Origin of the sequence: Roseobacter sinensis (genome assembly GCF_025755255.1) — a bacterium.
Classification (GTDB): Bacteria; Pseudomonadota; Alphaproteobacteria; order Rhodobacterales; family Rhodobacteraceae; genus Roseobacter; species Roseobacter sinensis.
Map to the genome: position 1 here is coordinate 105538 of NZ_JALIEB010000001.1, position 24501 is coordinate 130038.

General features: G+C 63.3%; 23 protein-coding genes. 10 read left to right on the forward strand and 13 right to left on the reverse strand.

All coding sequences use genetic code 11. From position 1 onward, the window contains the following. Positions 1 to 8: 8 nt before the first annotated feature. Complete coding sequence (locus tag MUB52_RS00560) at positions 9 to 674, forward strand: flagellar hook capping FlgD N-terminal domain-containing protein (RefSeq protein WP_263842233.1); 666 nt, start codon at positions 9 to 11, stop codon at positions 672 to 674. Positions 675 to 677: 3 nt separating this feature from the next. Here MUB52_RS00560 and MUB52_RS00565 read toward each other — a convergent pair whose 3' ends face one another. The 5 genes from MUB52_RS00565 to MUB52_RS00585 all read right to left on the reverse strand — a co-directional run bounded on the left by MUB52_RS00565 (position 678) and on the right by MUB52_RS00585 (position 6015). After that, positions 678 to 2006 carry an NAD(P)/FAD-dependent oxidoreductase gene (locus MUB52_RS00565; RefSeq protein ID WP_263842234.1) on the reverse strand — a complete coding sequence of 443 codons (1329 nt, stop codon included), beginning with the start codon at positions 2004 to 2006 and terminating at the stop codon, positions 678 to 680. Then, on the reverse strand, positions 2003 to 2821 hold the full coding sequence (locus tag MUB52_RS00570; RefSeq protein ID WP_263842235.1) for an ABC transporter permease: 819 nt from the start codon (positions 2819 to 2821) through the stop codon (positions 2003 to 2005). Before MUB52_RS00570 ends, MUB52_RS00565 begins: the two co-directional genes overlap by 4 nt. After that, positions 2818 to 3693 carry an ABC transporter permease subunit gene (locus tag MUB52_RS00575; RefSeq protein ID WP_263842236.1) on the reverse strand — a complete coding sequence of 292 codons (876 nt, stop codon included), beginning with the start codon at positions 3691 to 3693 and terminating at the stop codon, positions 2818 to 2820. The genes MUB52_RS00570 and MUB52_RS00575 overlap by 4 nt, the downstream gene beginning before the upstream one ends. 31 nt (positions 3694 to 3724) lie before the next feature. Then, entirely contained in the window at positions 3725 to 4852 is a 1128-nt protein-coding gene (locus MUB52_RS00580; protein WP_263842237.1) for an ABC transporter ATP-binding protein, read from the reverse strand. An 80-nt stretch (positions 4853 to 4932) separates the two neighbouring features. Continuing rightward, positions 4933 to 6015: a polyamine ABC transporter substrate-binding protein gene (locus MUB52_RS00585; RefSeq protein WP_263842238.1), complete on the reverse strand. Its 1083-nt coding sequence runs from the start codon at positions 6013 to 6015 to the stop codon at positions 4933 to 4935. A gap of 154 nt (positions 6016 to 6169) precedes the next feature. Here MUB52_RS00585 and MUB52_RS00590 point away from each other — a divergent pair, with 154 nt between their 5' ends. From MUB52_RS00590 to MUB52_RS00620, 7 genes are all read left to right on the forward strand, one after another. Beyond that, entirely contained in the window at positions 6170 to 6874 is a 705-nt protein-coding gene (locus tag MUB52_RS00590) for a GntR family transcriptional regulator (protein ID WP_263842239.1), read from the forward strand. Positions 6875 to 6943: 69 nt separating this feature from the next. Next, positions 6944 to 8341, forward strand: coding sequence for an aspartate aminotransferase family protein (locus MUB52_RS00595; RefSeq protein ID WP_263842240.1), 1398 nt, complete (start codon positions 6944 to 6946; stop codon positions 8339 to 8341). Positions 8342 to 8559: 218 nt separating this feature from the next. Next, positions 8560 to 9660, forward strand: a complete 1101-nt coding sequence (locus MUB52_RS00600; protein WP_263842241.1) for an ABC transporter ATP-binding protein — start codon at positions 8560 to 8562, stop codon at positions 9658 to 9660. A 118-nt stretch (positions 9661 to 9778) separates the two neighbouring features. Further along, on the forward strand, positions 9779 to 10891 hold the full coding sequence (locus MUB52_RS00605; protein WP_263842242.1) for an extracellular solute-binding protein: 1113 nt from the start codon (positions 9779 to 9781) through the stop codon (positions 10889 to 10891). A gap of 72 nt (positions 10892 to 10963) precedes the next feature. Further along, complete coding sequence (locus tag MUB52_RS00610) at positions 10964 to 11251, forward strand: DUF1330 domain-containing protein (protein ID WP_263842243.1); 288 nt, start codon at positions 10964 to 10966, stop codon at positions 11249 to 11251. Further along, on the forward strand, positions 11252 to 12892 hold the full coding sequence (locus MUB52_RS00615) for an ABC transporter permease (protein WP_263842244.1): 1641 nt from the start codon (positions 11252 to 11254) through the stop codon (positions 12890 to 12892). It begins immediately after the preceding gene. Between the two features lie 3 nt (positions 12893 to 12895). Next, positions 12896 to 14074 carry an ABC transporter permease gene (locus tag MUB52_RS00620; protein ID WP_263842245.1) on the forward strand — a complete coding sequence of 393 codons (1179 nt, stop codon included), beginning with the start codon at positions 12896 to 12898 and terminating at the stop codon, positions 14072 to 14074. 78 nt (positions 14075 to 14152) lie between these two features. Here MUB52_RS00620 and MUB52_RS00625 read toward each other — a convergent pair whose 3' ends face one another. Further along, a complete protein-coding gene (locus MUB52_RS00625) occupies positions 14153 to 15493 on the reverse strand; it encodes a lytic murein transglycosylase (protein ID WP_404818155.1) in 1341 nt (446 codons plus the stop codon). 70 nt (positions 15494 to 15563) lie between these two features. Next, on the reverse strand, positions 15564 to 16283 hold the full coding sequence (locus tag MUB52_RS00630; protein WP_263842247.1) for a helix-turn-helix transcriptional regulator: 720 nt from the start codon (positions 16281 to 16283) through the stop codon (positions 15564 to 15566). A 79-nt stretch (positions 16284 to 16362) separates the two neighbouring features. Between MUB52_RS00630 and MUB52_RS00635 the strand changes: the two genes are divergently transcribed. Beyond that, positions 16363 to 17055 (forward strand): glutathione S-transferase family protein, encoded by a 693-nt coding sequence (locus tag MUB52_RS00635; protein ID WP_263842248.1) that lies wholly within the window; start codon positions 16363 to 16365, stop codon positions 17053 to 17055. Between the two features lie 99 nt (positions 17056 to 17154). On the opposite strand, the gene rnr is transcribed toward MUB52_RS00635, so the two are convergent. The 6 genes from rnr to dapD form a co-directional block, all read right to left on the reverse strand. Further along, positions 17155 to 19410 (reverse strand): ribonuclease R, encoded by a 2256-nt coding sequence (gene rnr / locus MUB52_RS00640; RefSeq protein WP_263842249.1) that lies wholly within the window; start codon positions 19408 to 19410, stop codon positions 17155 to 17157. 6 nt (positions 19411 to 19416) lie between these two features. After that, positions 19417 to 20016, reverse strand: coding sequence for a TIGR04282 family arsenosugar biosynthesis glycosyltransferase (locus tag MUB52_RS00645; protein WP_263842250.1), 600 nt, complete (start codon positions 20014 to 20016; stop codon positions 19417 to 19419). Next, positions 20013 to 21158 carry a succinyl-diaminopimelate desuccinylase gene (gene dapE, locus MUB52_RS00650; RefSeq protein WP_263842251.1) on the reverse strand — a complete coding sequence of 382 codons (1146 nt, stop codon included), beginning with the start codon at positions 21156 to 21158 and terminating at the stop codon, positions 20013 to 20015. The genes MUB52_RS00645 and dapE overlap by 4 nt, the downstream gene beginning before the upstream one ends. A gap of 142 nt (positions 21159 to 21300) precedes the next feature. After that, complete coding sequence (locus MUB52_RS00655) at positions 21301 to 21654, reverse strand: hypothetical protein (protein ID WP_263842252.1); 354 nt, start codon at positions 21652 to 21654, stop codon at positions 21301 to 21303. Between the two features lie 10 nt (positions 21655 to 21664). Beyond that, on the reverse strand, positions 21665 to 22576 hold the full coding sequence (locus MUB52_RS00660; protein WP_263842253.1) for a hypothetical protein: 912 nt from the start codon (positions 22574 to 22576) through the stop codon (positions 21665 to 21667). A 99-nt stretch (positions 22577 to 22675) separates the two neighbouring features. Continuing rightward, entirely contained in the window at positions 22676 to 23503 is an 828-nt protein-coding gene (dapD, locus tag MUB52_RS00665; protein WP_263842254.1) for a 2,3,4,5-tetrahydropyridine-2,6-dicarboxylate N-succinyltransferase, read from the reverse strand. Positions 23504 to 23644: 141 nt separating this feature from the next. Here dapD and MUB52_RS00670 point away from each other — a divergent pair, with 141 nt between their 5' ends. After that, positions 23645 to 24487 (forward strand): LOG family protein, encoded by an 843-nt coding sequence (locus MUB52_RS00670; protein ID WP_263842255.1) that lies wholly within the window; start codon positions 23645 to 23647, stop codon positions 24485 to 24487. Positions 24488 to 24501 lie beyond the last annotated feature (14 nt).

Genomic DNA, 24501 nt, shown 5'->3' on the forward strand with positions numbered 1-24501 from the left:
GGCAAACGATGGAAGTGACCAATACCCAAACCGCGCAGACTGCGGCGCGCAGCGCAGCGGCAAGCGAGCAATCTTCCGCTGTGATCTCTTCGGATTTCGAAACCTTCCTGAAGATGCTCACGGCCCAGGCACGATATCAGGATCCACTGGAGCCGATCGATTCGTCTGAATATGCCGCACAGCTGGCGCAGTTCTCGATGGTGGAGCAGCAGGTCCTGTCGAACGACCTATTGGAGATGCTCAGCACTCAGCTCAACGCTGGCAACATCGGCCAAGTTGCAAGTTGGATCGGCATGGAAGCGCGCACCGCAGCAGCGGTGCCATTCGACGGGTCACCGCTGACAGTCATACCCACAACCCAGGCAGGCTCGGACCAAGCCATTCTGATCGCTTACAATGCGGACGGAGACGAGGTCAGCCGCCAACAGATCTCCACGGAGGGAGAGCCTGTCGAGTGGACCGGGCGCAGAGCCGACGACACCGCGCTGCCCGAAGGTCTCTACAGCTTCAAAGTCGAGCATCGGGCCGTTGGCCAAACGCTCGGCGTGACGGCGGCGGAAAGCTATGCACGGATTACCGAAGCCAGACGCCAGGGTACAGAGACGGTTTTCGTGCTCGACGGCGGCTCGACCGTGACCACCGAGGATGTCAGCGCCCTGCGCGAACCGGTCTAAGGGCTAGCCTCGGTCGGCCAGCATCAGCCCGAGGTAGATCGGCGGCATCGCGATGCGCCGCCACCGGCCGAAGGGAAATTTCGCGAGTGGGCGGCGCATGGCCTCGGGCCAGATCGATGGCGTCCGTCCCTCAATCAATTCGGCAAGGATCTTTCCACTCAACGTGCCCATCGCAATGCCGTTCCCGTGATAGCAGAGCCCGGCCCAGAGACGGGATCCGGGCATGGTCTCGCCGACAAAGGGGAGACCAATGCGGCCGAGACAGACCATACCCGACCAGACATGCGCAGTCTCTACATGCGCCCACTGCGGGAACAGACGAACGAAGTCACGGCGGATCCGCCTCCGCGCCCTTGTCTCGGCAGCGGCACCGGTTATCAGCCCACCGCGCATCCCGAACAGAAACCTGCGGTCTGGCATCAGGCGAAAGTAGTGCAGAAGGTGCCGGGTGTCATAGCACATCTGGTCGCTGGACCAGCCTTGCCTGAGGATGTCCCCCTCCGTCAGCGGGCGGGTCACCAGCACGTTCGACTGGCACGGCATGTAGCGACCCCGCAACCAGCCCGGAAGGTCCTCGGACGAATATCCATTCGTGGCGACAACGACATGGCGACAGGAAATCGCGCCCAAGGCTGTTTTCACACGATGCCGGTCTCCCTGCGACCCAAGCGCCTCAACCGCACTGTCGTGGTGGATGACGGCGCCGGCCTGCTCAGCTGCCGCGGCAAGCCCCAGCAGATACTTGAGCGGGTTGAGACCGAACCCAACGGGTACCGTGAGCGCGCCGAAAAACGGGCCGCCAAGGCCTGCGTCAGGCAAGTGCGCGCGCTCGATCACCACGGGTGCGACGCCGTAGTTTTCCTCGACCGTCTCCGCCTTCTTGCGCAACATGTCCATCTGACGAGGATGATGCGCCAATTGGGTCTCGCCGTGGGAATGCTGGTCAACATCAAGCGAGAGCGTATCGACCAGCTCTGATACAAGGGCGACGGCCGCCTTCTCGGCTGCCCGAAACTCCAACCGGCCGGCCTTGCCAAACCCGGCATCGAGTTGAGCGTCGCCGAGCACGCCCCCACCCAAACAGCAAAAGCCCCCGTTGCGTCCGGACGCGCCCCATCCGGGAAACCGCGCGTCGAGTACAACGGGATTCAGCCCGGCACGGGCGAGATGGTAGGCCGCCGACAGACCGGTGAAGCCGGCCCCGATGATCACGACGTCCGCGTCGCTGGACCCCATGAGCGGCGAGCGCTCAGGGAGGCGGCAGGTCTCATCCCACCAGCAGCTTTCGCGCGGGCCATTGCCATAGGCATAATCAGCGAAGATGCGGTTCATGCCGCCCGCGCGGCGGCCTGCTCTTCTCGCTGCTGCCGCAGACTGTTGCGCTTTGAGACGAGAGAGGCGCTGATCACACCAATCGTGACGATGCCGATCATGATGGTCGACAAGGCATTGATTTCCGGAGACACACCCAACCGCACCGCGGAGAAGATCTTGATGGGCAAGGTGGTCGCCGCCGGCCCTGCCGTGAAGGAGGCAATCACCAGGTCATCAAGGCTCAGCGTGAAGGCCAGCAACCAGCCGGAGATGACCGCCGGCGCGATGATCGGAAGCGTCACGAGCCGGAAGGCATCGAAGCTGGAGCAACCCAGGTCGAGCGCGGCTTCCTCCAAAGAGCGGTCGAAGGTCATCAGCCGCGACGAGACGACCACCGAGACATAGCACATCGAAAAGGTCGTATGCGCAAGGACAATGGTGATGACGCCGCGGTCCAGCCCGATCCCGATGAACAACAGCAGCAGCGACAGCCCGGTGATGACCTCTGGCATGACCAGAGGCGCATAGATCATGCCGGAGAAAACTGTGCGACCAAGGAACCGGCCACCCCGCACAAGCACGTAAGCCGCCATCGTGCCCAGAACGGTTGCGAAGGTCGATGACAGAACGGCGACCTTGATCGTGACCCAGGCCGCATCGAGAAACGCTTCGTTCCGCAGGAGCTCGCCATACCATTTGGTCGAAAACCCGGCCCAGACGGTCACCAGCTTGCTTTCGTTGAAGGAGTAGATGATCAGGATGACCATCGGCAGATAGAGAAAGGCAAATCCCAAGGTCAACGAGGTGACGTTGAACCAGCTCAGGCGCATCATGCCGAGTCCTCCGCCTGTCGCTGCTGGTTCCGCTGGAACAGGATGATCGGGATGATCAGGATCAAGAGCAGGATCACCGCAACGGCGCTGGCCACCGGCCAGTCGCGGTTGTTGAAGAACTCCTCCCAGAGCACCTTGCCGATCATCAGGGTCTCGGATCCGCCCAACAGGGAGGGGATCACGAACTCGCCAAGCGCGGGGATAAAGACCAGGAAGCTGCCCGCGATGATGCCGTTCTTCGAGAGCGGAATGGTCACCAGCCAGAAGGCCTGAAGACGCGAACACCCGAGATCTTCGGCCGCCTCGATCAGCGAGCCGTCCAGCCGGTCGAGCGCTGCAAAGATCGGGAGGATCATGAAGGGCAGATAGGTGTAGACGATACCGATGTAGACCGCCGTGGTCGTGTTCAGAATGGTCAGCGGTTGGTCGACGATACCGATCCCAAGCAGGAACTGGTTCAGGAACCCTTCCTGGCTCAGGATCCCCATCCAGGCGTAGACGCGGATCAGAAACGATGTCCAGAACGGCAGGATGACCAGCATCATGAGCGTCGGACGCCATTCTTCCGGGGCGCGGGCCATGGCGTAGGCAATCGGATAACCGACGATCAGCGTCATGATCGTGGACAACGCCGCGATCCTGAGAGAGCTCGCATAGGCACGCCAATAGAGATCGTCGGACGTCAGAAAGGCAAAATTCTCGAAATCGAGGGCTGCGAAGAAGGGCCCGATCCCGTCGTCCAGCGTGGGCGTATAGGGCGGAATCGACAGCGCGATATCGGACAGCGATATCTTGAAGACGATGACGAAGGGGATGAGGAACAGCGCAAGCAGCCAGGCATAAGGGATGGCGATCAGCGCAAACCGTTGCATCAGGCGCGTACCTCCCTATCCGACGCCGCGCTCATTGATCGAGCAGCACGCCGGCGGTCGCGGTCCAGGACACCCACACAGGGTCTTCCCAGGTGAAACTCCGGCGAGAAATGCGGCGCGTGTTCGCGGTCTGAGCCTTGATGATCTGCCCCCCCGGAAGCTCGACGTGATAGGTACTGAGATTGCCCAGATAGGCAATGTCGAGCACCTTGCCCGTCACAGCATTGTCCGCGCCCGGCGGGCGTTCCTCGCTGATTGCGATCTTTTCGGGGCGGATTGCGAGATGACAAGCTTGACCATCGGAAAAAACACGCTCTGACGCGGCCGCGAATGGCGCGGCGCCATCAGCCCAGCTCACGTGGAACATCCCGTCGCCCGCGGGCCTTGCCGTGCCCGAAACGATGTTCACATCACCAATGAAATCAGCCACATAGACACTGTCGGGCGCTTCGTAGATCCGCTCAGGCGTGGCCACCTGCATCACCCGGCCTTCATCCATCACGGCAACCCGGCTGGCCACAGTCATCGCCTCCTCCTGATCGTGGGTTACGATCACGAAGGTGGTGCCGGTTTTTTCCTGAATATCCATCAGCTCGAACTGCGTCGCTTGGCGCAGTTTCGCGTCGAGCGCACCCAGAGGTTCGTCGAGCAGCAGAAGCTTCGGCGCTTTGGCGAGGCTGCGCGCCAAGGCGACCCGCTGGCGCTGCCCGCCCGAGATCTGATGCGGTTTGCGCCGCGCGAACTTCTCAAGCCGCGTGAGTTTCAGCATCTCGGCGACCCGGGCATCGAGGTCCGCCTTCGGCATGTTGTCGCGGCGCAGCCCGAAGGCGATATTGTCGTAGACGCTGAGGTGCGGGAAGAGCGCATACGACTGGAACATCATGTTGACCGCACGCTTGTTGGGCGGAACCGCGGCGATATCCTGGCCGGCAAGCTCGATCGTCCCAGCACTCGGCGTTTCAAAGCCCGCGAGCATCCGCATCATCGTCGTCTTGCCGCAGCCAGACGGACCCAGCAACGCAAAGAACTCGCGTTCGAAAATGTCGAGCGTCAGATCGTCAATCGCGGTAAATGCGCCGAAACGTTTGGTGACGTTCTGAAACCGGATCAGCGGTTTCTCGTTCGGGTCGTCCCAAGGGGCGAAGACGGTTTGCGTCACGTCATGTCCTTCGTGTGCCTGAGCGCAGGCTCATGCAGAACGGGCGAAGGTTCGACCCTCGCCCGCCAATCGTTCAAGTGTCAGGTGCCGGATTTGATCTTGGTCCAGAGGCGGGTGACCACCCGCTGCACCTTCGCCGGGTAGGGCGTCACGGTGTAGAGGTTCTCCAGCGTCGCCTCATCCGGGTAGATCGCCGTATCGCCGATGACATCCTCTTCCAGAAACGGCTTGGACGCTTCGTTGCCATTCGCGTAGTAGACGTAGTTGGACGCGGCGGCCATGTTCTCGGCGTCCATGATGAAGTTCAGAAACTTGTGGGCCGCCTCGGGGTTCGGCGCATCGGCCGGAATGGCCATTTGGTCAAACCACATCAGCGCACCTTCAGACGGCGCGTTGTAGACGATCTCGACCCCATTGTCGGCCTCGGCGGCGCGGTCACGGGCTTGCAGGATATCGCCGGACCACCCGAAGGCCACGCAGATATCACCGTTGGCCAGCGCGTTGATATATTCGGAGCTGTGGAACTTCTGCACGTAGGGGCGCACACCCATCAATACCTCTTCGGCCTTGGCGATGACCTCCGGGTCGTGACTGTCCGGATCTTCGCCAATGTACTTGAGTGCGGCCGGGATCATCTCGGTCGGTGCATCGAGGAAATGCACCCCGCAGGATGCCAGCTTTTCCATGCTCGCCGGGTCGAAAATCAGGTTCAGCGATCCAACGGGCGCGTCCGCTCCAAGGATCTCCTGCACCTTGTTGATATTCGCCCCGATGCCGGTGGTGCCCCACATGTAATTGATCGAATACTCGTTGCCAGGGTCATACTGGGCGGTGCGCTCTTCGATCGTCGCCCACATGTTTTCCATGTTCGGCAGCTGCGACTTGTCGAGCTTCTGGAAGGCTCCGGCAGAGATTTGACGTTGCAGGAAGGTCCCCGTCGGCACGACCACGTCATACCCGGAGCCACCGGCTAGCATCTTGGTCTCCAGCACCTCATTGCTGTCGAAGACGTCGTAGATCAGGTCGATACCGGTCTCGGCCTCGAACTTCTCCAGCAGCGATTCATCGATGTAGTCGGACCAGTTGTAAACCCGCACTTCCTCGGCAAACGCAGCCGTCGTGCAGAGCGCCAGCGTGGCGCAGCTCAGCATAAGCTTGTTCATATCATACTCCCGTTGATATCGACCGGGTTCGCCCCGATTTCCGCGATTTTGATCAAGTTTTGCGCCCTGCGGCAAGATGCATTATGCTTTCATGCGATCAAATGCTGTGCAAGAGAAGAGAGCGTCAAACCCGCGCCCCTCCAAAGGACCGGCTATGCAACTGCTCAGAAATTCGGCAGCCCCCGCCGAGACCCGACCGGCGAAGCGACCCGCCCACCAGAATGTCTATGAAGAACTCCGCGCGCGCATTCTCTTCGGCGATCTCGCGCCGGGGCAGGCGGTGACGATCCAAGGGCTGGTGGAGAGTCTCGAGGCCGGGATGACACCAGTGCGGGAGGCGATCCGCCGGCTGATCTCGGACGGGGCACTGAGCATGCAGGGAAACCGGCGCGTGATCGTTCCGGTGCTCACGGAAGACTGCGTAGAACAACTTGATTTTATGAGACAATCTCTTGAGCCTGAGCTGGCTCGGCGCGCGACCTCGCATATTGACGGCGACGGCCTCTCAGATCTGAAGCTGCGTGACGACGCGCTGAACAGCGCCATCGAACAGGGGGATATCCGCGGGTATCTGACGCAGAATCACGGCTTCCACGCGGCCCTATACCGGATCGCCCGCGCCCCAATTCTGAGCGCGACTGTCGATCGCCTGTGGCTTCGGTTCGCACCCTCGCTGCGCGTCGTCTGCGGCCGGTACGGCACCCTCAATCTGCCCGACAAACACGCCGATCTGATCCGTGCGCTGGCAGCCCGAGATCCCGAGGCGGCTGCGCTGGCGATGGCGGAAGATGTGCATCAGGGCATGCTGCAAATCCGCGCCTCTCTGGAAGACGCCGCGGCCGAACAGCGATTCGATTGACACAGCTTAATTTGATCATATTCTGAGGCGGCCGCAGTTGCCGCACATTCTCCAAACGACAGGTGTCCGATGTCCGCGATCACAAATCACATGCCCACGGCCGAGTTGCAGGCGCTGGATGCCGCACACCACATGCATCCGTTCACGACCAACGATGCATTGGAGACGCGCGGCGCGCGTGTCATCACGCGGGCCGAGGGGGTTTATCTGACCGACAGCGAAGGGAACAGCATCCTCGACGGGATGGCGGGGCTGTGGTGCATGAACATCGGCTATGGCCGCAAAGAGATGGCCGAGGTTGCTGCACGCCAGATGATGGAGCTGCCCTACTACAACACCTTCTTCATGACGACCCATGTGCCGGCAATCGCACTGTCGCAGGAGATCGCCAAACTCACGCCGGGAGATCTGAACCACGTGTTCTTCGCAAGCTCGGGCTCCGAGGCGAATGACACCAACATTCGCATGGTCCGAACCTATTGGGCAGAGAAGGGCCACCCCGGCAAGAGCCACATCATCAGCCGCAAGAACGCGTATCACGGCTCTTCCGTGGGGTCGGGCTCTCTGGGCGGCATGAGCTTCATGCACGCGCAGGGGGGACTTCCGATCCCCGGCATTCACCACATCAATCAACCCGACTGGTGGGGCGAAGGCGGCGAGATGAGCCCGCAGGACTTCGGCATCGCCCGCGCCCGGGAACTGGAGAACAAGATCCTCGAGCTGGGCGAAGACAAGGTGGCTGCCTTCATCGCGGAACCCGTACAGGGCGCCGGCGGCGTGATCGTGCCGCCCGACAGCTACTGGCCGGAGATCCAGCGCATCTGCGACGCCTACGACATTCTGCTGATCGCCGACGAGGTCATCTGCGGGTTCGGCCGGACTGGCACCTGGTTCGGGAGCGAGACCATGGGCGTCCGGCCCCACATCATGACCATCGCGAAGGGGCTCAGCTCGGGCTATCAACCGATCGGGGGATCGGTTGTCTGCGACGAGGTGGCCGAGGTGATCGGCGCGACCGAATTCAACCACGGCTATACGTACTCCGGGCACCCGGTCGCGGCGGCGGTCGCGATGGAGAACCTGCGCATTCTGCAGGAAGAGAAGATTGTCGACCGGGTCGGGAGCATCGGCGCGCCTGCCCTCAAGGCCGGTCTGGAACAACTGGTGGATCATCCGCTGGTCGGCGGGCTGTCGATCAAAGGGATGATGGCGTCCCTGCCGCTCACCCCGCACAAGGAGAGCCGCGCGAAGTTCGCGGCGGAGCCGGGGACGGTTGGTTACATCTGCCGCGAGCGCTGCTTTGCCAACAATCTGGTCATGCGGCACGTGGGTGACCGGATGATCGTCTCGCCGCCGCTGGTCATCGAGCCGGAGGATATCGACGTTTTGGTCGCCCGAGCGCGCAGGGCGCTCGATGAAACCTACACCGAACTCAAGCGGCAGGATCTTCTGAAAGCCGCGGCGTGACCCCAACCGCAGCGCTCGATTCGAGGCCGGACATTCGCGCAGGATGGCGACCCTTCTCAGGACGCCCGCCCGAAATCTGCCCGTCCTTCAGCGAATTCGCCTTGAATTGAGGCGCAGCACCCTCTGCCGGAGTTAAGCGCTTGCACCCGGTGAGTTTCTTCGTGTTAGAATTACGGCAATCAGTGCGGAAAACCGCCGGGTACAACGGGGAGCCACGTTTGGCTGATACAACGACCGGAGACGCGTTCGTCGAATTCGAGCGCGTTCAGAAGAGCTATGATGGCGAAACGCTCGTCGTCAAGGACCTCAACCTCTCAATGCCGAAGGGCGAGTTTCTCACGATGCTGGGGCCATCCGGGTCGGGCAAGACCACCTGCCTGATGATGCTCGCGGGCTTCGAGACGGCCACCCATGGCGACATCAGGCTCGCCGGGCAATCGATCAACAACATCCCACCCCACAAGCGCGGCATCGGCATGGTGTTCCAGAACTATGCGCTGTTTCCGCATATGACCGTGGCCGAGAACCTCTCCTTCCCGCTGGAAGTCCGCAAGATGGGCAAATCCGACCGTGAGGCCAAGATCAAGCGCGCGCTCGACATGGTGCAGATGGGGGCGTTTGCCGGCCGGCGGCCCTCGCAGCTGTCGGGTGGTCAGCAGCAGCGGATCGCCCTGGCCCGTGCGCTGGTCTTCGAGCCGGAACTGGTGCTGATGGACGAACCCCTGGGCGCGCTCGACAAGCAGCTGCGCGAGACGTTGCAATTCGAGATCACAAACCTGGCGCATGACCTCGGCATCACCGTGGTCTACGTGACCCATGATCAGACCGAAGCGCTGACCATGTCGGACCGCGTGGCCGTTTTCGACGACGGGCGCATTCAGCAGCTGGCCCCACCGGATCAGCTCTACGAAGCGCCGGAAAACAGCTTCGTGGCGCAGTTCATCGGTGAGAACAATACGCTCGAAGGGGTCGTCAAGGAGATCAAGGGCGAGACCGCGCTGGTGGAGCTGGACGATGGTGAGCTGATCGACGCCAAGCCTGTGAATGTCGCCAGGGCTGGCGAACGGACCCGGGTCTCAATCCGTCCGGAGCGGGTTGAATACAAGAAGGAACGGCTCAGCCCCGACGCCCATACACTGAAAGCCGAGGTACTGGAGTTCATCTACATGGGCGATATCTTCCGCACCCGTCTACGCGTCGCGGGCCGGGAGGATTTCATCATGAAATGTCGCAACGCGCCTGATCAGACGCGATTGAAGCCAGGCGAACAGCTGGAGATCGGCTGGCTGCCACAAGATTGCCGCGCGCTCGACGCCTGATGGCGCAACGGCGGCACCTGTCGCGCCCGGACGCAGGGCGCGACCCGACAGAGGCGGTGTCCAAGCCCGTTGCCACCTGCCTTCCACCCAACGACGGGCACATAACTGGGAGACTACGATGAAACTGACCAAGACGCTTTTGGCCTCCACGGCGCTAACTGTCGCCAGCGGCATGGCCTTCGCCGATGGCCATATGGCATCCGAGATGACAATCGTCAGCTGGGGCGGGGCCTACTCGAATTCACAGCAGAAAGCCTATCACGACCCCTACATGGAGAAGACGGGCATCACCATCATCAACGATGAGAGCTCGCCCGAGGGCGTGGCGAAGATGCGCGCTCAGGCCGAGGCCGGGAACATCACCTGGGATCTGGTCGACCTGGAAGCCGCGGACGCCATCCGCGTCTGCGATGAAGGCCTCGCGATGGAGATCGACCACGATGAGGTGCTGGCCGCGGCCCCCGACGGCACCTCCGCCTCCGATGATTTCGGCGACATGATCGTGTCCGATTGCTTCATCCCGCAGATCGTCTTCTCGACAACCTTCGGCTATCGCACCGATCAGGTGCCGGACGGGGTGGAGCCGCCGAAAGGTGCCTGTGACGTCTTCGACCTGGAGACCTATCCAGGCAAACGCGGGCTCAACAAGCAGCCGATTGCCAACCTCGAATGGGCGCTGCTCTGCGACGGCGTGGCATATGAAGACGTCTATGACGTGCTTGAGACCGAAGAAGGCCAGGACCGCGCCTTCGCCAAGCTCGATACCATCAAGGATCAGACGATCTTCTGGTCCTCCGCCGCCGAAGCCATCCAGCTTCTGGCCGATGGCGAGGTGTTCATGAGCTCCACCTACAATGGTCGTCTCTTCTCGGCCATCGAGGAGCAGGGCCAGCCCATCGGCATGGCCTGGGATTGGCAGATGTTCGATCTGGACGGTTGGGTTGTCCCGGCGGATCTGCCGGAAGACCGTCTCGCACGGGTGATGGACTATCTCTATTTCGCCACCGATACGCAGCGCCTGGCGGATCAGGCGAAATATATCTCTTACGGCCCGGCGCGCGCCTCCTCGGCCCCGCTGGTCGGCCAGCACGCCGAGCTGGGCATCGACATGGCGCCGCACATGCCGACCGAGCCGAGCAATGCCGAGAACACCTTTGTGAACAACTACAACTGGTGGGCGGACTACCGCGACGATCTGGATTCCAAGTTCCAGGCGTGGCTGACCCAATAGGCCCGGCCACAAGCGCATGACATCGGAGGGGGCTGCACCGGCCCCCTCCCACCCAAGCGGAAGGACACGACCATGCCCAAAGGCTATATCATCGGCCATATCACCGTGAACGACCCTGAAGCCTACAAGGAATACGTCGAACGCGACACGCCGATCCTGCAGGGTCTCGGTGGCCGCTTCATCGTTCGAGGTGGCAACGCCCAGGTCATGGAGGGGCGGGCCGAGGCCCGCCATGTGGTCATCGAATTCCCCAGCTATCAGGCCGCGCTCGACGCTTACAACGACCCCGATTACCAGGAGGTCATGAAGATCCGGCACCGCACCGCCACCAGCACCATCATCGTGGTGGAAGGGGCCTAGATGCGCGACACGACCGATCAGACCGGGCCGATGATGGCCGCCGATGGCACGCCGCTGAAGACCAGCCTGAACCGCGCGCTCCGGCGGCAAAAGCTGCGGGCTCTGGCTCTGATCGCGCCGCTGTTGATCTTCATCCTCGTGACCTTCATCGCGCCGATTGCGGATATGCTCTTCCGCTCGGTCGAGAACCAGATCGTCTCGGACACGCTGCCGCGCACGACCACGCTGCTGGCTGACTGGGAAGGTGACAGCGGCGAGATCCCATCGCCCGAGGTGTTCAAGGCGCTCTACACCGACATTTTCGTCGCACAAGAGCGCAAGCTGCACACCCGCCTCGGCTCGCGCCTGAATTACGAGCTGACGGGGGTATCGTCGCTGTTTCGCAAATCCGGCCGTAGGGTCGAGGACATGGGCGAGGTCTATCAGGACCAGTTCGAGGACCTGAACGACTTCTGGAAAGACAGCGAAACCTGGAACGCACTGATGGGCAGCGATGACTGGCTGGCCGAGCAGGCCGCGTGGGACGATAAGTCCGACGCCCGTCAACCCGCGTTCGAACCGCGCGAAGAGATCATCAACCTGCTGCCGCAGACGGCCGAAACCTTCGAGATCTTCGCCGATTTCGTACAAAACGAGGACGAGGACAATCTGGCCAAGGAAGACCCCTGGGCCCTGGTCTATTCGGCGCTCTATGACGATCTGATCCAGGAGCCCGACATCTCCGGATACGGCGGGCCGGGCTCTGCCGAGCTTCTCGAAGCCATGGCCGCCGTCCGCACCTTCGAGACGGTCGACTACACCGCCGCCTTCCAAGACATCGACAAGGACTGGCACGACATCGAGGTCTGGCAGACCATCCAGACCTACAGCCCCGATTTCACCTCTGGTTACTTCCTCAATGCCGTCGACATGAAGAAATCCCCCGACGGACCGGAAATGCGGCCCGAGAACGAGCAGATCTACATCAAGCTCTTCATCCGCACCCTCTTCATGTCGCTGGTGATCACCGGCAGCTGCATTCTTCTAGGCTATCCGGTGGCCTGGCTGCTGGCCAATCTGCCGGCGCGCACCGCCAACCTGCTGATGATCCTCGTGCTGCTGCCGTTCTGGACCTCGCTTCTGGTGCGGACCTCGGCGTGGAAGGTGATGCTTCAGCAGCAGGGCGTCGTGAATGACACGCTGGTCTGGCTTGGCATCGTGGCGGACGGCGGCCGCCTGGCGCTCATCAACAACCAGACAGGCACGATTATCGCGATGACGCATATCCTGCTGCCCTTCATGATCCTGCCGCTCTATTCGGTGATGAAAACGATCCCGCCGAGCTACCTGCGCGCGGCCAAGTCACTGGGTGCCACCAATTGGACAGCCTTCTGGCGCGTCTATTTTCCACAGTCCGTACCGGGTATCGGCGCCGGCTCGATCCTCGTCTTCATCCTTGCCATCGGTTACTACATCACGCCCGAACTGGTCGGCGGCACCACCGGGACCTTCATCTCGAACCGGATCGCCTATCACATCTCCAGCTCACTCAACTGGGGCCTGGCCGCCGCCTTGGGGGCCATTCTACTGGCGCTCGTGCTCGCGCTTTACTGGGCCTATGACAAGATCGTCGGCATCGACAACGTGAAGCTGGGAGGCTGACCCATGGCGGCACTGACCCCTGTCTCGCGCACGCCAATCTCATTCTACCTGCCCGTGGTCGCACTCGCGGGCGCCATTGCGGGCCTGCTGGTCGGCACTGCGCAGGGCAGCCCGCTTCTGGGGATCCTGGGCGGTGCCATCCTCATGGCGGGACTGGCCTTCCTGACCACGCAAATCGTGAAGGCGGAGACGCCCAGCCGCTGGGGTATGGTCGTCCTTCTCGGCGGGGCGGGTTTCCTGATCGGCGGGCTTGCCGCCGCTCTGATCGGAGCGGCCTTTGGCGCGTTCTTCGGCTGGTTCACCTTCTGGCTCTTCGAGGGGCGCTACCGGGCCTACGTGCCGCCCTATCTTACGCCGGGACAAGTGCTCTGGCACCATAGCTTCCGGGTGATCTGCGGCGCGATCCTCGTTTTCCTGATCACGCCGATCCTCGTGGTCATGCCGCTCAGCTTCAACGCGCAGGACTTCTTCACCTTCACACCCGAGATGCTCCGGTTCGACCCTGCGGGCTACTCGCTCAAACACTACGAAGACTTCTTCACCAACCTCGACTGGCAAGGCGCCCTGGCAAACTCGGTCAAGATCGCACCTGCCGCGACACTCCTCTCGGTGGCCTTCGGCACGCTGGCGGCCATCGGGCTCAGCCAGGCGCATGTGCCCTTCCGTCGGGCGATCATGGCGATCCTGATTTCACCCATGATCGTGCCCCTGATCATTTCGGCCGCGGGCATGTACTTCTTCTACAGCCGCATCGGGCTGCAAGGCACCTACCTCGGCGTTGTCCTCGCCCATGCGGCACTCGGCATCCCCTTCGTGATCATCACCGTCACCGCAACCCTCGTTGGCTTCGACAATTCGCTCACCCGTGCCGCCGCCAACATGGGCGCGGGACCCGTGACAACCTTCTTCCGCGTGCAGATGCCGCTGATCCTGCCGGGCGTGATCTCGGGTGGCCTCTTCGCCTTCATCACCAGCTTTGACGAGGTCGTCGTCGTGCTCTTCGTCGGCTCCGCCGGTCAGAAAACCCTGCCCTGGCAGATGTTCACCGGGCTGCGCGAGCAAATCAGCCCCACGATCCTCGCCGTGGCAACGATCCTCGTGATCCTCTCCATCGCCCTGCTGACAGTGGTCGAGATGCTCCGACGCCGATCCGAACGGCTGCGCGGCATGTCGCCGGGCTGACCCCACGGCTTCTTCTGGCCAAAAATATCCCCGCCGGAGGCCGTCCGGTCTCGACGAGACCGGACAAAAAAGGACTCGCTAGCGCAAGCGTTTCAACAGGCTCAGCGAGGCATAGCCATCCGGCGCCAGCCCCTGGCTGCGCTGGTAGGCGCGCACGGCGGCGATCGTCTTCGGCCCGATCCGCCCATCAACACCTTGGGTGCTGAATCCGGCCTGCGTCAGCCGCTGCTGCATCTCCTTGCGCTCCGCAAAGGTCAGCGCCCGGTCGCCACGCGGCCAGCTTGCCTGGATCGCAGGCCCGCCCTTGATCCGATCGCTCAGATGCCCGACGCCGATCACATAGGCGTCGGCCGTGTTGTAACGCTCGATCACCGCGAAGTTCTTGAAGATCATGAAGGCCGCACCCTGCCCGCCCGCAGGCAGCAGGATGGAGCCCTGCCCATAGTTCGGGACCGCGCGCCCATCCATGCCGACAACACCCAGTTGCGCCCATTGCGCCGGGGATCGGGTGATCTTGCGATTGGCCTGCGCATAATCGAACCCACGCGGCAGCTGCACCTCCACACCCCAGGGCTGCCCCTTCACCCAACCGAAGCGCCTGAGGTAGGCTGCGGTCGAGGCCAGGGCGTCTGTCGGATCATCCGCCCAGATGTCCCGCCGCCCGTCGCCCGTGAAATCCACGGCATAGGCCAGATAGGATGTCGGAATGAATTGCGTGTGCCCCATGGCACCGGCCCAGCTTCCGGTCATGTTGCGCGGGCTGGTGTCCCCGTTCTGCAGGATCTTCAGGGCGGCGATCAGCTGCTCCTCGAAGAACGCCCCGCGCCGGCCGTCATAGGCCAGTGTCGCCAGCGACTGGATGATATCGTTCGTGCCACGATATTCGCCATAGGCGCTTTCGAGCCCCCAGACCGCCACCACAACCTCCTTGTCGACACCATAGTGTGCCTCGATGGCATCGAGCGTCCGGCGGTGCTGGCGCAGAGCGGCCTTGCCATTGCGGATTCGCGTGTCCGAGACCGCGCTGTCGAGATACTCCCAGATCGTCTTGGTGAACTCCGACTGGTTGCGGTCGCGCCGGATCACATCCGGATCGTATCGCACCCCGCGAAACGCCGCCTGCAGTGTCGAGGCGCGAATGCCCTGCGCGCCGGCACGTTGCTCGAAACCACGGATCCAGCGCTCGAATCCGCTGTTCGACGCCACTTGCGTCGCGGGCACGATAGGCCCGGTGGCTTGTTCGGGTCGCAGCTTCGGTCGCACTGCCGAGGCGACAACCGCAACCGGCTGAGGCGCCGGCGATATCTGCTCTGCCGGCCGCAAGACCGGCCGCAACGACTGTGTGGTGCCCAAGGCACCAACGCTGGTGCCCACCATTCCAGTTGCCACAGCAACTGCCCAAAACGACCTCAACCGCATGATATTGCCCTTACTGCTGCTCTTTATTGTTGGCGACAGTGTAGCGCGAGTCGGGCAATTTCAAAAGGATTCAATCGGAGGTTATTCGCTCACCGTTCATCGCCTCGACTTGGCAGCGAATGATCTCCAGATGCTCCCGCAGCATCGGCACCCGGCGCGGGCGAAAGCTCTGTTCGGTGCGCTGCAGGTTGCGCATCCGGTCGAGCCGGAAGGTGCGAAAATCCTTGCGCAGATGGCACCAGGCCATAAGCACATTGGTCTTGTCGAGATACACGAGGCCAAGCGGGTCCACCTGGCGCACCGTCTCGGCACCATTTCGGTCGCGATAGTCGAAGGCGATGCTCACCTCGTCCCAGGTGGCGGACCGCAGCGCCGCCACGTCGATCTCGATCTTCGGAAGGCTGACGAATCGATGGGCGTCGAGCACCGCGTGCTGCAGCCGATGTGCCTGGCGTGGCGGCACACGTGCCTTGATCTTGGCCAGCGCCGACCGGGCCGCCTTGGCCAGCGCCGGATCGCCGATCACCGCCACGTCCCGCAGGCCCAGCACCAGCGCCTCAAGCTCGTCGTCCTCGAACCCCAGCGGCGGCAATGCTGCATCTTCGATCAGCGTATAGCCAAAGCCCGCCTCACCATCGATGACGGCCCCCATGCTGCGCAGCGCGTCGATGTCACGGTAGATCGTGCGCGGCGACATCTGCATCTCATCCGCCAGCTGCGTGGCGGTCACCGGAGGCGGCAGACGGCGCAGCGTCTGCATCATTTGAAAAAGGCGATGTGTGCGGCTCATACCGTCACACTATCACAAGTGGTGACAGAAATTGACAGCAGCTCCGTATAACTCTTGCCTGACAGAAAAGGAGCGTACCATGATCACACTGCTCACCTACCCTCCCGCCTTCGGCCAATTCTCCGGCAGCCCGTTCTGCATCAAGGCCGCGCATCTTCTGAACCTTTCCGGCCAGCGCTGGACGCGTGAAAACACGCTCGATCCGCGCATGATGCCGCACCAGAAACTGCCTGTGATCCGCGCCGAAGATCAGCTGATCGCCGACAGCGATATGATCCGCGCCTATCTCGAAGCGCAAGGCGCGCAGTTCGATGACGGGTTGACCGAGATGGACAAATCGACCTCGCGCGCCTTCATCCGCATGGCCGAAGAGCATCTCTATTTCCACATCGTGCTCGACCGCTGGGGCAACGATGCGGCCTGGCCCGAAATCCGCGAGACTTACTTTGCTTCGGTGCCCCGGATCTTCCGCCGGATGGTGGCCAACAGCGTGCGCCGCAAGCTGCTCTCGGCGATGTATGTTCAGGGTCTGGGCCGGTTCACGCCAGCGCAGCGTTTGGCCCGGTTAGAGCCTGACTTCGACGCGATCATGACCCGCCTGTGGCAGAACCGGTTCCTCTTCGGCGAGCGGCCCTCAGCCGCCGACGCCTCGGTGGGCCCGATGCTGAGCGCTGCGATCTCCAGCCCCGGTGAAACGGCGCTGTCGAACCGCATCCGCGAGAACGCGGTGCTGATGGGGTACATCGAACGGGTCGAGGAGATGCTGCACTAGGGCGTTTCGCCTTTGACCAAGGATGGCATGTGTCACCTGTTGCGATGATGTCACCAAAGTCAGGCCGCGACAGGTACGTCAGATTTGGTGCGAATTGCTTCAGCGGCGGCTGCGTTTGACCTTGCGCTTGGTCTTGTCCGCCTTTCGCTTGGCTTTGATGCGCCCGCGACGTGGCGGGCGACCGGCCGGGGCACGCCGGCCCTGCGGAATGGCGTCTCCCTCCAGCGCCAGAAGCTCCAGCGCGATGCCGCCGGTGACCGGAGCGGCCTCGGCCAGCCGCACCGTCACCCGTTGGCCCAGGCTGATCGTCAGCCCCGTGTCGGCCCCCATCAGCGTTGCAGCCTCGGCGTCATAGTGGAAGTACTCGCGTCCAATGGACCGCATGGGGATCAACCCGTCAGCACCCGTCTCATCCAGTTTCACAAAGACGCCGAACCGCGCAATGCCACTGATCCGGCCGGTGAACTCATTGCCCACCCGCTCGCTGAGGAACGCTGCCATGTAGCGATCCGTCGTATCCCTCTCGGCCATCATCGAGCGGCGCTCGGTCTCGGAGATATGCGCGCCGATTGTCTCCAGCGCGTCGTAGTCCTCCGGTCGCAGCCCGTCCTTGCCCCAGCCATGCGCGGCAATCAGAGCGCGATGCACGATCAGATCCGAATACCGCCGGATCGGTGAGGTAAAATGCGCATAGCGTGGCAACGCGAGGCCAAAATGACCCAGGTTCGTGGGCGCGTAATAGGCCTGCGTCATCGACCGCAGCGTTGACATATTGATCAGCTCCGCCTCGTCCGACCCGGCCGCGTCATGCAGCAGCCGATTGAGGTGCGCGGTCTTCAGCACCTGCCCCTTGGCCAGAGTGTACCCGCTGGCGCGGGCCGTCTCGCGCAGCGCGTCGAGCTTCTCCGGGCTCGGCTCCTCATGCACGCGAAAGAGCAGCGGGATCTTCTTTGCAATCAGCGTCTCGGCGGCGGCCACATTGGCGAGAACCATGAACTCCTCGATCAGCCGATGCGCGTCGAGCCGGTCCTTGAAGTTGACCGAGGTGACACGGCCCTCCTCGTCCAGCTCGATCCGCCGTTCGGGCAGGTCGAGGTCCAGCGGCTGACGCCGCTCTCGCGCAGCAGCCAGCGCCCGGTAAGCAGCGTAAAGCGGTTTTAAAACAGGCTCTAACAAGGGACCACAGCGCGCGTTCGGCGCGCCCTCGATGGCGGCCTGCACCTCTTCGTAGTTCAAGGAGGCCGGCGAGCGCATCAGCCCGCGGTGGAAGCTGTGCGAAAGTTTGTTGCCGTCGGCGTCGAGCTGCATGCGCACGGCGATGCAGGCCCGCGGCACGCCTTCGTGCAGCGAACAGAGATCCCCCGAGAGCCGATCGGGCAGCATCGGGACAACCCGATCCGGGAAATAGGTCGAGTTGCCACGCTTGCGCGCCTCGGCATCGAGCGGCGAGCCCGGCGTCACATAGGCGGCGACATCCGCAATGGCAACCCAGACGATATGCCCGCCCGCATTCGCCGGGTCCTCATCCGCATGGGCATAGCAGGCATCGTCATGATCCCGCGCATCCGATGGGTCGATGGTGATGAGCGGCAGGTCGCGCAGGTCCTCTCGCCCCTTCAGGCCAACCGGCTTGGCCCGATCCGCCTCGGCGATGACCGCATCGGGAAAGGCATCCGGGATCCCGTGCTGATGGATCGCAATGAGCGACACGGCCTTGGCTGCCGAGGGATCGCCCAAACGCGCAACGACCCGGGCCCGCGGCAGCCCCATCCGTCCCTTCGGCCCGGCCTGTTCCGCCTCGACCAGTTCGCCATCCTGCGCGCCATGGGTGGCGCCGGCTGCAACCGTCCATTCGCGGTCCTGGCCCTTGTCGACCGGGAGGATGCGACCACCCTCCGCAGTCTTGCGAAAGATCCCGAGCACGCGCAGCGGATTGGTTCCGATGCGGCGGATCAGCCGCGCTTCGTAGTGGTGCGCCTCGCCCTTGACCAGCGTGAGCCGCGCAAGGATGCGGTCACCCGCACCGAGGGCCGGGTCAGACGCCCGCGTAACGATAAGAACAGCCGGTTCGACCCCCTCGCCGTGCCATTCCATCGGCTTGGCGAACAGGTCACCCTGCGCATCAGGGCCGATCACCTGAAGAACGCTCACCGGCGGCAGGCGGTCGGGGTCCTGATAGCTGCGCTTGCGCTTTTCCAGATGACCGTCCGTCTCGAGCTCTTTCAGCACGCGCTTGAGGTCGATCCGCGCGGCACCTTTGACGCCAAAGGCCTTCGCAATATCCCGCTTGGCCGTCAGGGTCGGGTTTTCGCTGATCCAGTCCAGGATCTCGGATTTCGAGGGAATGCGGCTCATGCTTCGTCAGGTAGCACGCGCACCCGGTGCCGTCATGCGCAAATCTCTCGCACTGTCGACGTCCTGCAATTCATCCACAAGACGGACACGCAGACCGGGCAGCGTCGCAATTGTGTCGGAGAGCGCATGCGCGCTGGACCAGCGGACCCCGTTGAAGAGCCCCGGCGGGATTGGCGCGGTCGCCTTCACCCCGATCAGCCAGTATCCGCCATCCGGCGCCGGGCCGAATACGGCGTCCGATGCGCCCAGCCCCGCGAAGGCGCGGGCGACCTGAGACCGTCCGATGCCGGGGATGTCCGCCCCGATGATGCAGGTGTCACCCCGCCGGAAACGGCGGAACAGCCGGGCCATCCGGTCGCCGAGATCGCCTCGCCCCTGCGGTGTCCGTGGCAGATCGGCAGGCCAGACGCGGCTCATACGCCCTTCCACGTCGGGGCTGACCGCCAGCACGACGCGCCACCGCGGGTCGCGCATCCGGCGAAGCAGGCGGCGGCTCTGATGCCGGAACCACCAGGCGGCCGGGACAAGCCCGATGCCGCGCCCCAGGCGAGTTTTCACTCGGCCCGGGCGCGGCTCCTTGACCATGACGATCAGGGTGCGTTTCACCCGAAATAGTCTCGAAGAACGCGCGCGTAGACGGCCTTGAGCTGCAAGATATGATCCAGGCGCACGTGCTCGTCGACCTGATGCATAGACTGGCCGACAAGCCCGAATTCGACCACCGGACAGTGATCTTTGATGAAGCGGGCGTCCGAGGTGCCACCCGTGGTCGACAGGATCGGCGCAACACCGGTTTCCGCCTCCACTGCGCGGGCCACCAGATCCGAAAGGGCGCCCGGTGGGGTCAGAAAGCTCTCGCCCGAGATCTTGATCTTCACCTCTGCCTTCACGCCAAATTCAGTCTCTATGCGGGCAGTTTCCTCTCTGATCCAGGCGCTTAGCCCGGCACCGCTGTGGCGGTCGTTGAACCGGATATTGATCGCGGCGGAACAGGCCGCCGGGATCACGTTGGTCGCGGCGTTTCCGGTGTCGACGGTGACAACCGCCAGTGTCGAGGGATCGAAATGCGCGGTCCCCTGATCCAGCTCGTGGCTGGCCAGGCGGTCCATCAGACGCATCATCGCGGGGAGAGGGTTCAGCGCGCGGTGCGGGTAGGCAGAATGTCCCTGCTTGCCGATGACGGTGATCCAGGCGGACATCGACCCGCGCCGTCCGATCTTGATCATCTCGCCCATCCGGTCAGGGCAAGTCGGCTCGCCCACGAGGCAGACGTCCATCCGCTCACCTGCCGCCTGCATATGGTCGAGGAGCGCGGTCGTGCCGTCGGTCGCATCGCCTTCCTCATCGCCCGTGATGGCGAGGATGATCGCGCCATCCGGCGGTGCGGTGGTCACCAGATCCACCGCCGCTGCGGCAAAGGCGGCGACGCCCGATTTCATGTCGGTCGCGCCGCGGCCAAAAAGCACACCTTCGACGATCTCGGCACCGAACGGCGGATGCGTCCAGGCTTCGCTGTCGCCAATCGGCACGACATCGGTATGCCCGTTGAACCCGAAGGTGCGGGGGTGACCCTTCTCACCCCAGCGGGCAAAGAGGTTCCGGATGCCGCCGCGGTCGGCCCAGCTACAGTCGAACCCCGCTCCGCCCAGCAGGGTGTAGAGCACATCCAGCGCGCCCTCATCCGCCGGTGTCACGGAGGGGCAGCGCACCAGCTCGGCGGTCAGCGCAACGGGATCGACGGCGGGCATAGGGGCGGCTCCTTTCCAGCGGGAAACGATGCCAGTCTTAGGTTTTGCAGCCGGCAGAGGCAATGCCGATCGGCTGGGAGGATCTGAGACTTGGCAGAGCCATCCGAGCGAGAGCCGCCGTCATCCGAGGCCACGGCCCGGCCTAGTCCGCCTCTTCTTGGGGATGCGTCCCGTAGAAGGGCTCCATCTGGGCAATGATCACTGCGTTTTCATCAAGGGCCCGCTGCATCAGCGCCCGCTCTTCCCTGCCGATCTCATGCCCTTCGGCGAGACGCTCCTCCAAAGTGCCATAGCCCGTGACGTCCAGCGGTGCGGTCTCCGCCTGCTTGAGCACCGCCACCGTCTCGCGCACCGCTTCGGCCTCGTCGACACCGCTGGCAAAGACCACGAGGCCCGCGCCAGTCGCCGTCTTCGGCAGGCCATCGCCGGCCTTGCGTCCGATCTGGACGACGAGCGTATAGACTTGCTGACGAGAGGGTGCCTTGCCGGATGCCATGCCCCTTGTGTTAGGGCTTGGCGAAGGGCACCACAACGGCTTTTTCGACCAGCCGATCCGGCGCCCATCCGGCGTAGGGGCCCCAATCCGCAGACATCTCGTAAAGGTGACGCACCCCCGCGACGATGGCGCCCCGGGCCTTCGACGTCATCCGCAAGTAGCGCGGCGCGTGCTCTTCCCAGCGGAACGACATCCGCCCCTTCCCATCGCGCGTGACAATCGCGTCGAGCAAAAGGATCGCGGTGCAATAGGGGAAGGCGGCATGTTCGGGATCGAGCGAAACCAGCTCCACCACCTCGCTTGGGAACCAGCCGCCGTATTCGGACAGGATGCAGCTGCCGCTCAGGCAGTTGTCGAGCGCGCGCCGGTGCACCAGCCGCGTATCGCGCGGCGCGGCCTGACACGCCAGATCGCGGATCTCCTCCGGCATCCCGCGCGCGACGACCTTGAGGACCCGCAGCAGATCATCCTGATCATAGGTCTGCAAGTCGCGGCCCTGGGGCACCTTGTCGAGGTTGACGCGCCGCGTGGTATGCGCCCAGCGGAACCCGTTCATCACCGCGGCGCGCACGGGCGACGGCCCGTCGCGATAGTGCTCCCGAAAGGCCTCCCAGTTCCAGAAGAGATCGTCAGCGCCGGCACCGCCCTGGATACGATCGGCCAGGAGCAGCGCGGTGGCCGAGAGGAACGCCTCGCGCCCCTTGTCCGGCAAGGCGGCAACCAGCAGAAGATCGGCATGGATGGCATCGGCGTCGGCGCTGGACAGCAGGCACTTCTGATCGAAGATCACGCGCCGCAGGATCTGCTTCTGCGCCGGCTTCATGCGCTCTGCCATCCCGGTGAACCCGATCGCGGCGGCCGATTGCAGATCGGCCACCACCTGCAGGGTCTGAAACGATATGGGGACAGAGGCGTGACGCATGCGCGTTCTCTAACCCATCATGCTGGCCGGATTGTATCCGGCTCCTGACCATTGCCGGGTATTCCTGGGGCAGCCCTGCCTCACACGTTAATGCAAGGTTTAGTCTCGCAGCAACTCGTTGATCGACGTCTTCGAGCGGGTTTGCGCATCGACCTTCTTGACGATGACCGCGCAATAGAGGTTCACCCCGTTCTTCGACGGCATCGAACCGGCCACCACGACAGAGCCTGCCGGGACTTCGCCATAGGTGAACTCTCCGGTCTCGCGGTCGACGATCTTCGTTGACTTGCCGATGAAGACACCCATGCCCAGAACCGAGCCTTCGCGCACGATGCACCCCTCGACCACCTCGGATCGCGCCCCGATGAAGCAGTTGTCTTCGATGATCGTGGGCCCCGCCTGCATCGGCTCGAGGACGCCGCCGATGCCGACGCCGCCCGAGAGGTGCACGTTCTTGCCGATCTGCGCGCAGGATCCGACGGTGGCCCAGGTGTCGACCATGGTGCCCTCATCCACGTAGGCCCCCAGGTTCACGAAGGAAGGCATTAGCACCACGCCCGGTGCGATATACGCCGATTTGCGCACCACACAGTTGGGCACCGCGCGGAAGCCTGCGGCCTTCCACTGGTTGTCGCCCCAGCCGGCAAATTTGCTGTCGACCTTGTCCCACCAGCCGCCGTCTTGCGGACCGCCCGACTGCATCTCCATGTCCTTGATGCGGAAGCCCAGCAGTACCGCCTTCTTGGCCCATTGGTTGACGTGCCAGTCCCCGCTCGCCTGTTTCTCCGCCACGCGCAGGCCGCCACTGTCGAGGGCTGCCAGCGTGTCTTCGATGGCCTCGCGCGCCTCTCCGGTCGTTGCCGGGGTGATCGTGTCGCGCGCCTCCCATGCGGCTTCGATGGCGGTTTCAAGCTGTGCGTTGGACATGAGGGCCCCCAAGGAAAGAATTAAGATGCAGCGCCTATACTCGTCCGGTGACAGAGGCGCAATCCATCTGCCGCCGAGCCATTGCATCTTGGCGCGCAACATGCCCCCCTGAGCCGGAAACGAGGTATCGGAGAAACCGACATGAACAGACCCCGCCACCCCCTGCGCGATGCGCATATGGACCGTGACGCCACCCGCGAGGTGCCCGATACGCCTCAGACCCGGGCGCCGGCCTATCGCCTCGCCTTTGCGGATGAGGATTTTCTCTGCCGGGAGGAGCTGCGCCCGGTGCGGCTTCAGCTCGAACTATTGAAGCCCGAGATGATGCTCGACGCCCATAACATCACCAGCACCATCGTGCTCTTCGGCGGCGCGCGGATCCCCAGCCCCGCGAACAAGGGCACGGCGCGCACGAAGACGCTGGCGGAGCTGTCGCATTTCTACGACGAAGCGCGGGAGTTTTCGCGGCTGATGACGCTCAAAAGTCTCGAGAGCAACGGTCGCGAGAATGTGGTCGTCACCGGCGGCGGGCCGGGTGTGATGGAGGCGGGGAACCGCGGGGCGCAGGATGCGGGCGGCCACTCCATCGGGCTCAACATCGTGCTGCCGCATGAGCAGGCGCCAAACGAGTACGTGACGCCCGAGCTCTGCTTCAACTTCCACTACTTCGCGATCCGCAAGATGCATTTCCTGATGCGCGCCAAGGCCATCTGCGTCTTTCCCGGCGGCTTCGGCACGATGGACGAGCTTTTCGAGACGCTCACGCTGATCCAGACGGGCCGGATGCAGCCGGTGCCTGTCCTGCTCTTCGGCCGCAGCTTCTGGGAGCGGATCCTGAACTGGGACGCGCTGGCCGACGCGGGTACCATTTCGGACGAAGACCTGTCGCTCTTCCGTTTCGTCGACAGCGCGGCCGAAGCGATGCAGGTGATCGACAGCTGGAAGGACGCGCCGGCCCGCAGCGAGATTCCCGGCCGTAACTGAGCCGGATCAGCGCC

What these genes read in the sequence shown, in the direction of transcription:
- MUB52_RS00560 (WP_263842233.1), top strand. Translation starts at nt 9, where the DNA reads ATGGAAGTGACCAATACCCAAACCGCGCAGACTGCGGCGCGCAGCGCA.
- MUB52_RS00565 (WP_263842234.1), bottom strand. Translation starts at nt 2,006, where the DNA reads ATGAACCGCATCTTCGCTGATTATGCCTATGGCAATGGCCCGCGCGAA.
- MUB52_RS00570 (WP_263842235.1), bottom strand. Translation starts at nt 2,821, where the DNA reads ATGATGCGCCTGAGCTGGTTCAACGTCACCTCGTTGACCTTGGGATTT.
- MUB52_RS00575 (WP_263842236.1), bottom strand. Translation starts at nt 3,693, where the DNA reads ATGCAACGGTTTGCGCTGATCGCCATCCCTTATGCCTGGCTGCTTGCG.
- MUB52_RS00585 (WP_263842238.1), bottom strand. Translation starts at nt 6,015, where the DNA reads ATGAACAAGCTTATGCTGAGCTGCGCCACGCTGGCGCTCTGCACGACG.
- MUB52_RS00590 (WP_263842239.1), top strand. Translation starts at nt 6,170, where the DNA reads ATGCAACTGCTCAGAAATTCGGCAGCCCCCGCCGAGACCCGACCGGCG.
- MUB52_RS00595 (WP_263842240.1), top strand. Translation starts at nt 6,944, where the DNA reads ATGTCCGCGATCACAAATCACATGCCCACGGCCGAGTTGCAGGCGCTG.
- MUB52_RS00605 (WP_263842242.1), top strand. Translation starts at nt 9,779, where the DNA reads ATGAAACTGACCAAGACGCTTTTGGCCTCCACGGCGCTAACTGTCGCC.
- MUB52_RS00610 (WP_263842243.1), top strand. Translation starts at nt 10,964, where the DNA reads ATGCCCAAAGGCTATATCATCGGCCATATCACCGTGAACGACCCTGAA.
- MUB52_RS00615 (WP_263842244.1), top strand. Translation starts at nt 11,252, where the DNA reads ATGCGCGACACGACCGATCAGACCGGGCCGATGATGGCCGCCGATGGC.
- MUB52_RS00620 (WP_263842245.1), top strand. Translation starts at nt 12,896, where the DNA reads ATGGCGGCACTGACCCCTGTCTCGCGCACGCCAATCTCATTCTACCTG.
- MUB52_RS00625 (WP_404818155.1), bottom strand. Translation starts at nt 15,493, where the DNA reads ATGCGGTTGAGGTCGTTTTGGGCAGTTGCTGTGGCAACTGGAATGGTG.
- MUB52_RS00630 (WP_263842247.1), bottom strand. Translation starts at nt 16,283, where the DNA reads ATGAGCCGCACACATCGCCTTTTTCAAATGATGCAGACGCTGCGCCGT.
- MUB52_RS00635 (WP_263842248.1), top strand. Translation starts at nt 16,363, where the DNA reads ATGATCACACTGCTCACCTACCCTCCCGCCTTCGGCCAATTCTCCGGC.
- rnr (WP_263842249.1), bottom strand. Translation starts at nt 19,410, where the DNA reads ATGAGCCGCATTCCCTCGAAATCCGAGATCCTGGACTGGATCAGCGAA.
- dapE (WP_263842251.1), bottom strand. Translation starts at nt 21,158, where the DNA reads ATGCCCGCCGTCGATCCCGTTGCGCTGACCGCCGAGCTGGTGCGCTGC.
- MUB52_RS00655 (WP_263842252.1), bottom strand. Translation starts at nt 21,654, where the DNA reads ATGGCATCCGGCAAGGCACCCTCTCGTCAGCAAGTCTATACGCTCGTC.
- MUB52_RS00660 (WP_263842253.1), bottom strand. Translation starts at nt 22,576, where the DNA reads ATGCGTCACGCCTCTGTCCCCATATCGTTTCAGACCCTGCAGGTGGTG.
- dapD (WP_263842254.1), bottom strand. Translation starts at nt 23,503, where the DNA reads ATGTCCAACGCACAGCTTGAAACCGCCATCGAAGCCGCATGGGAGGCG.
- MUB52_RS00670 (WP_263842255.1), top strand. Translation starts at nt 23,645, where the DNA reads ATGAACAGACCCCGCCACCCCCTGCGCGATGCGCATATGGACCGTGAC.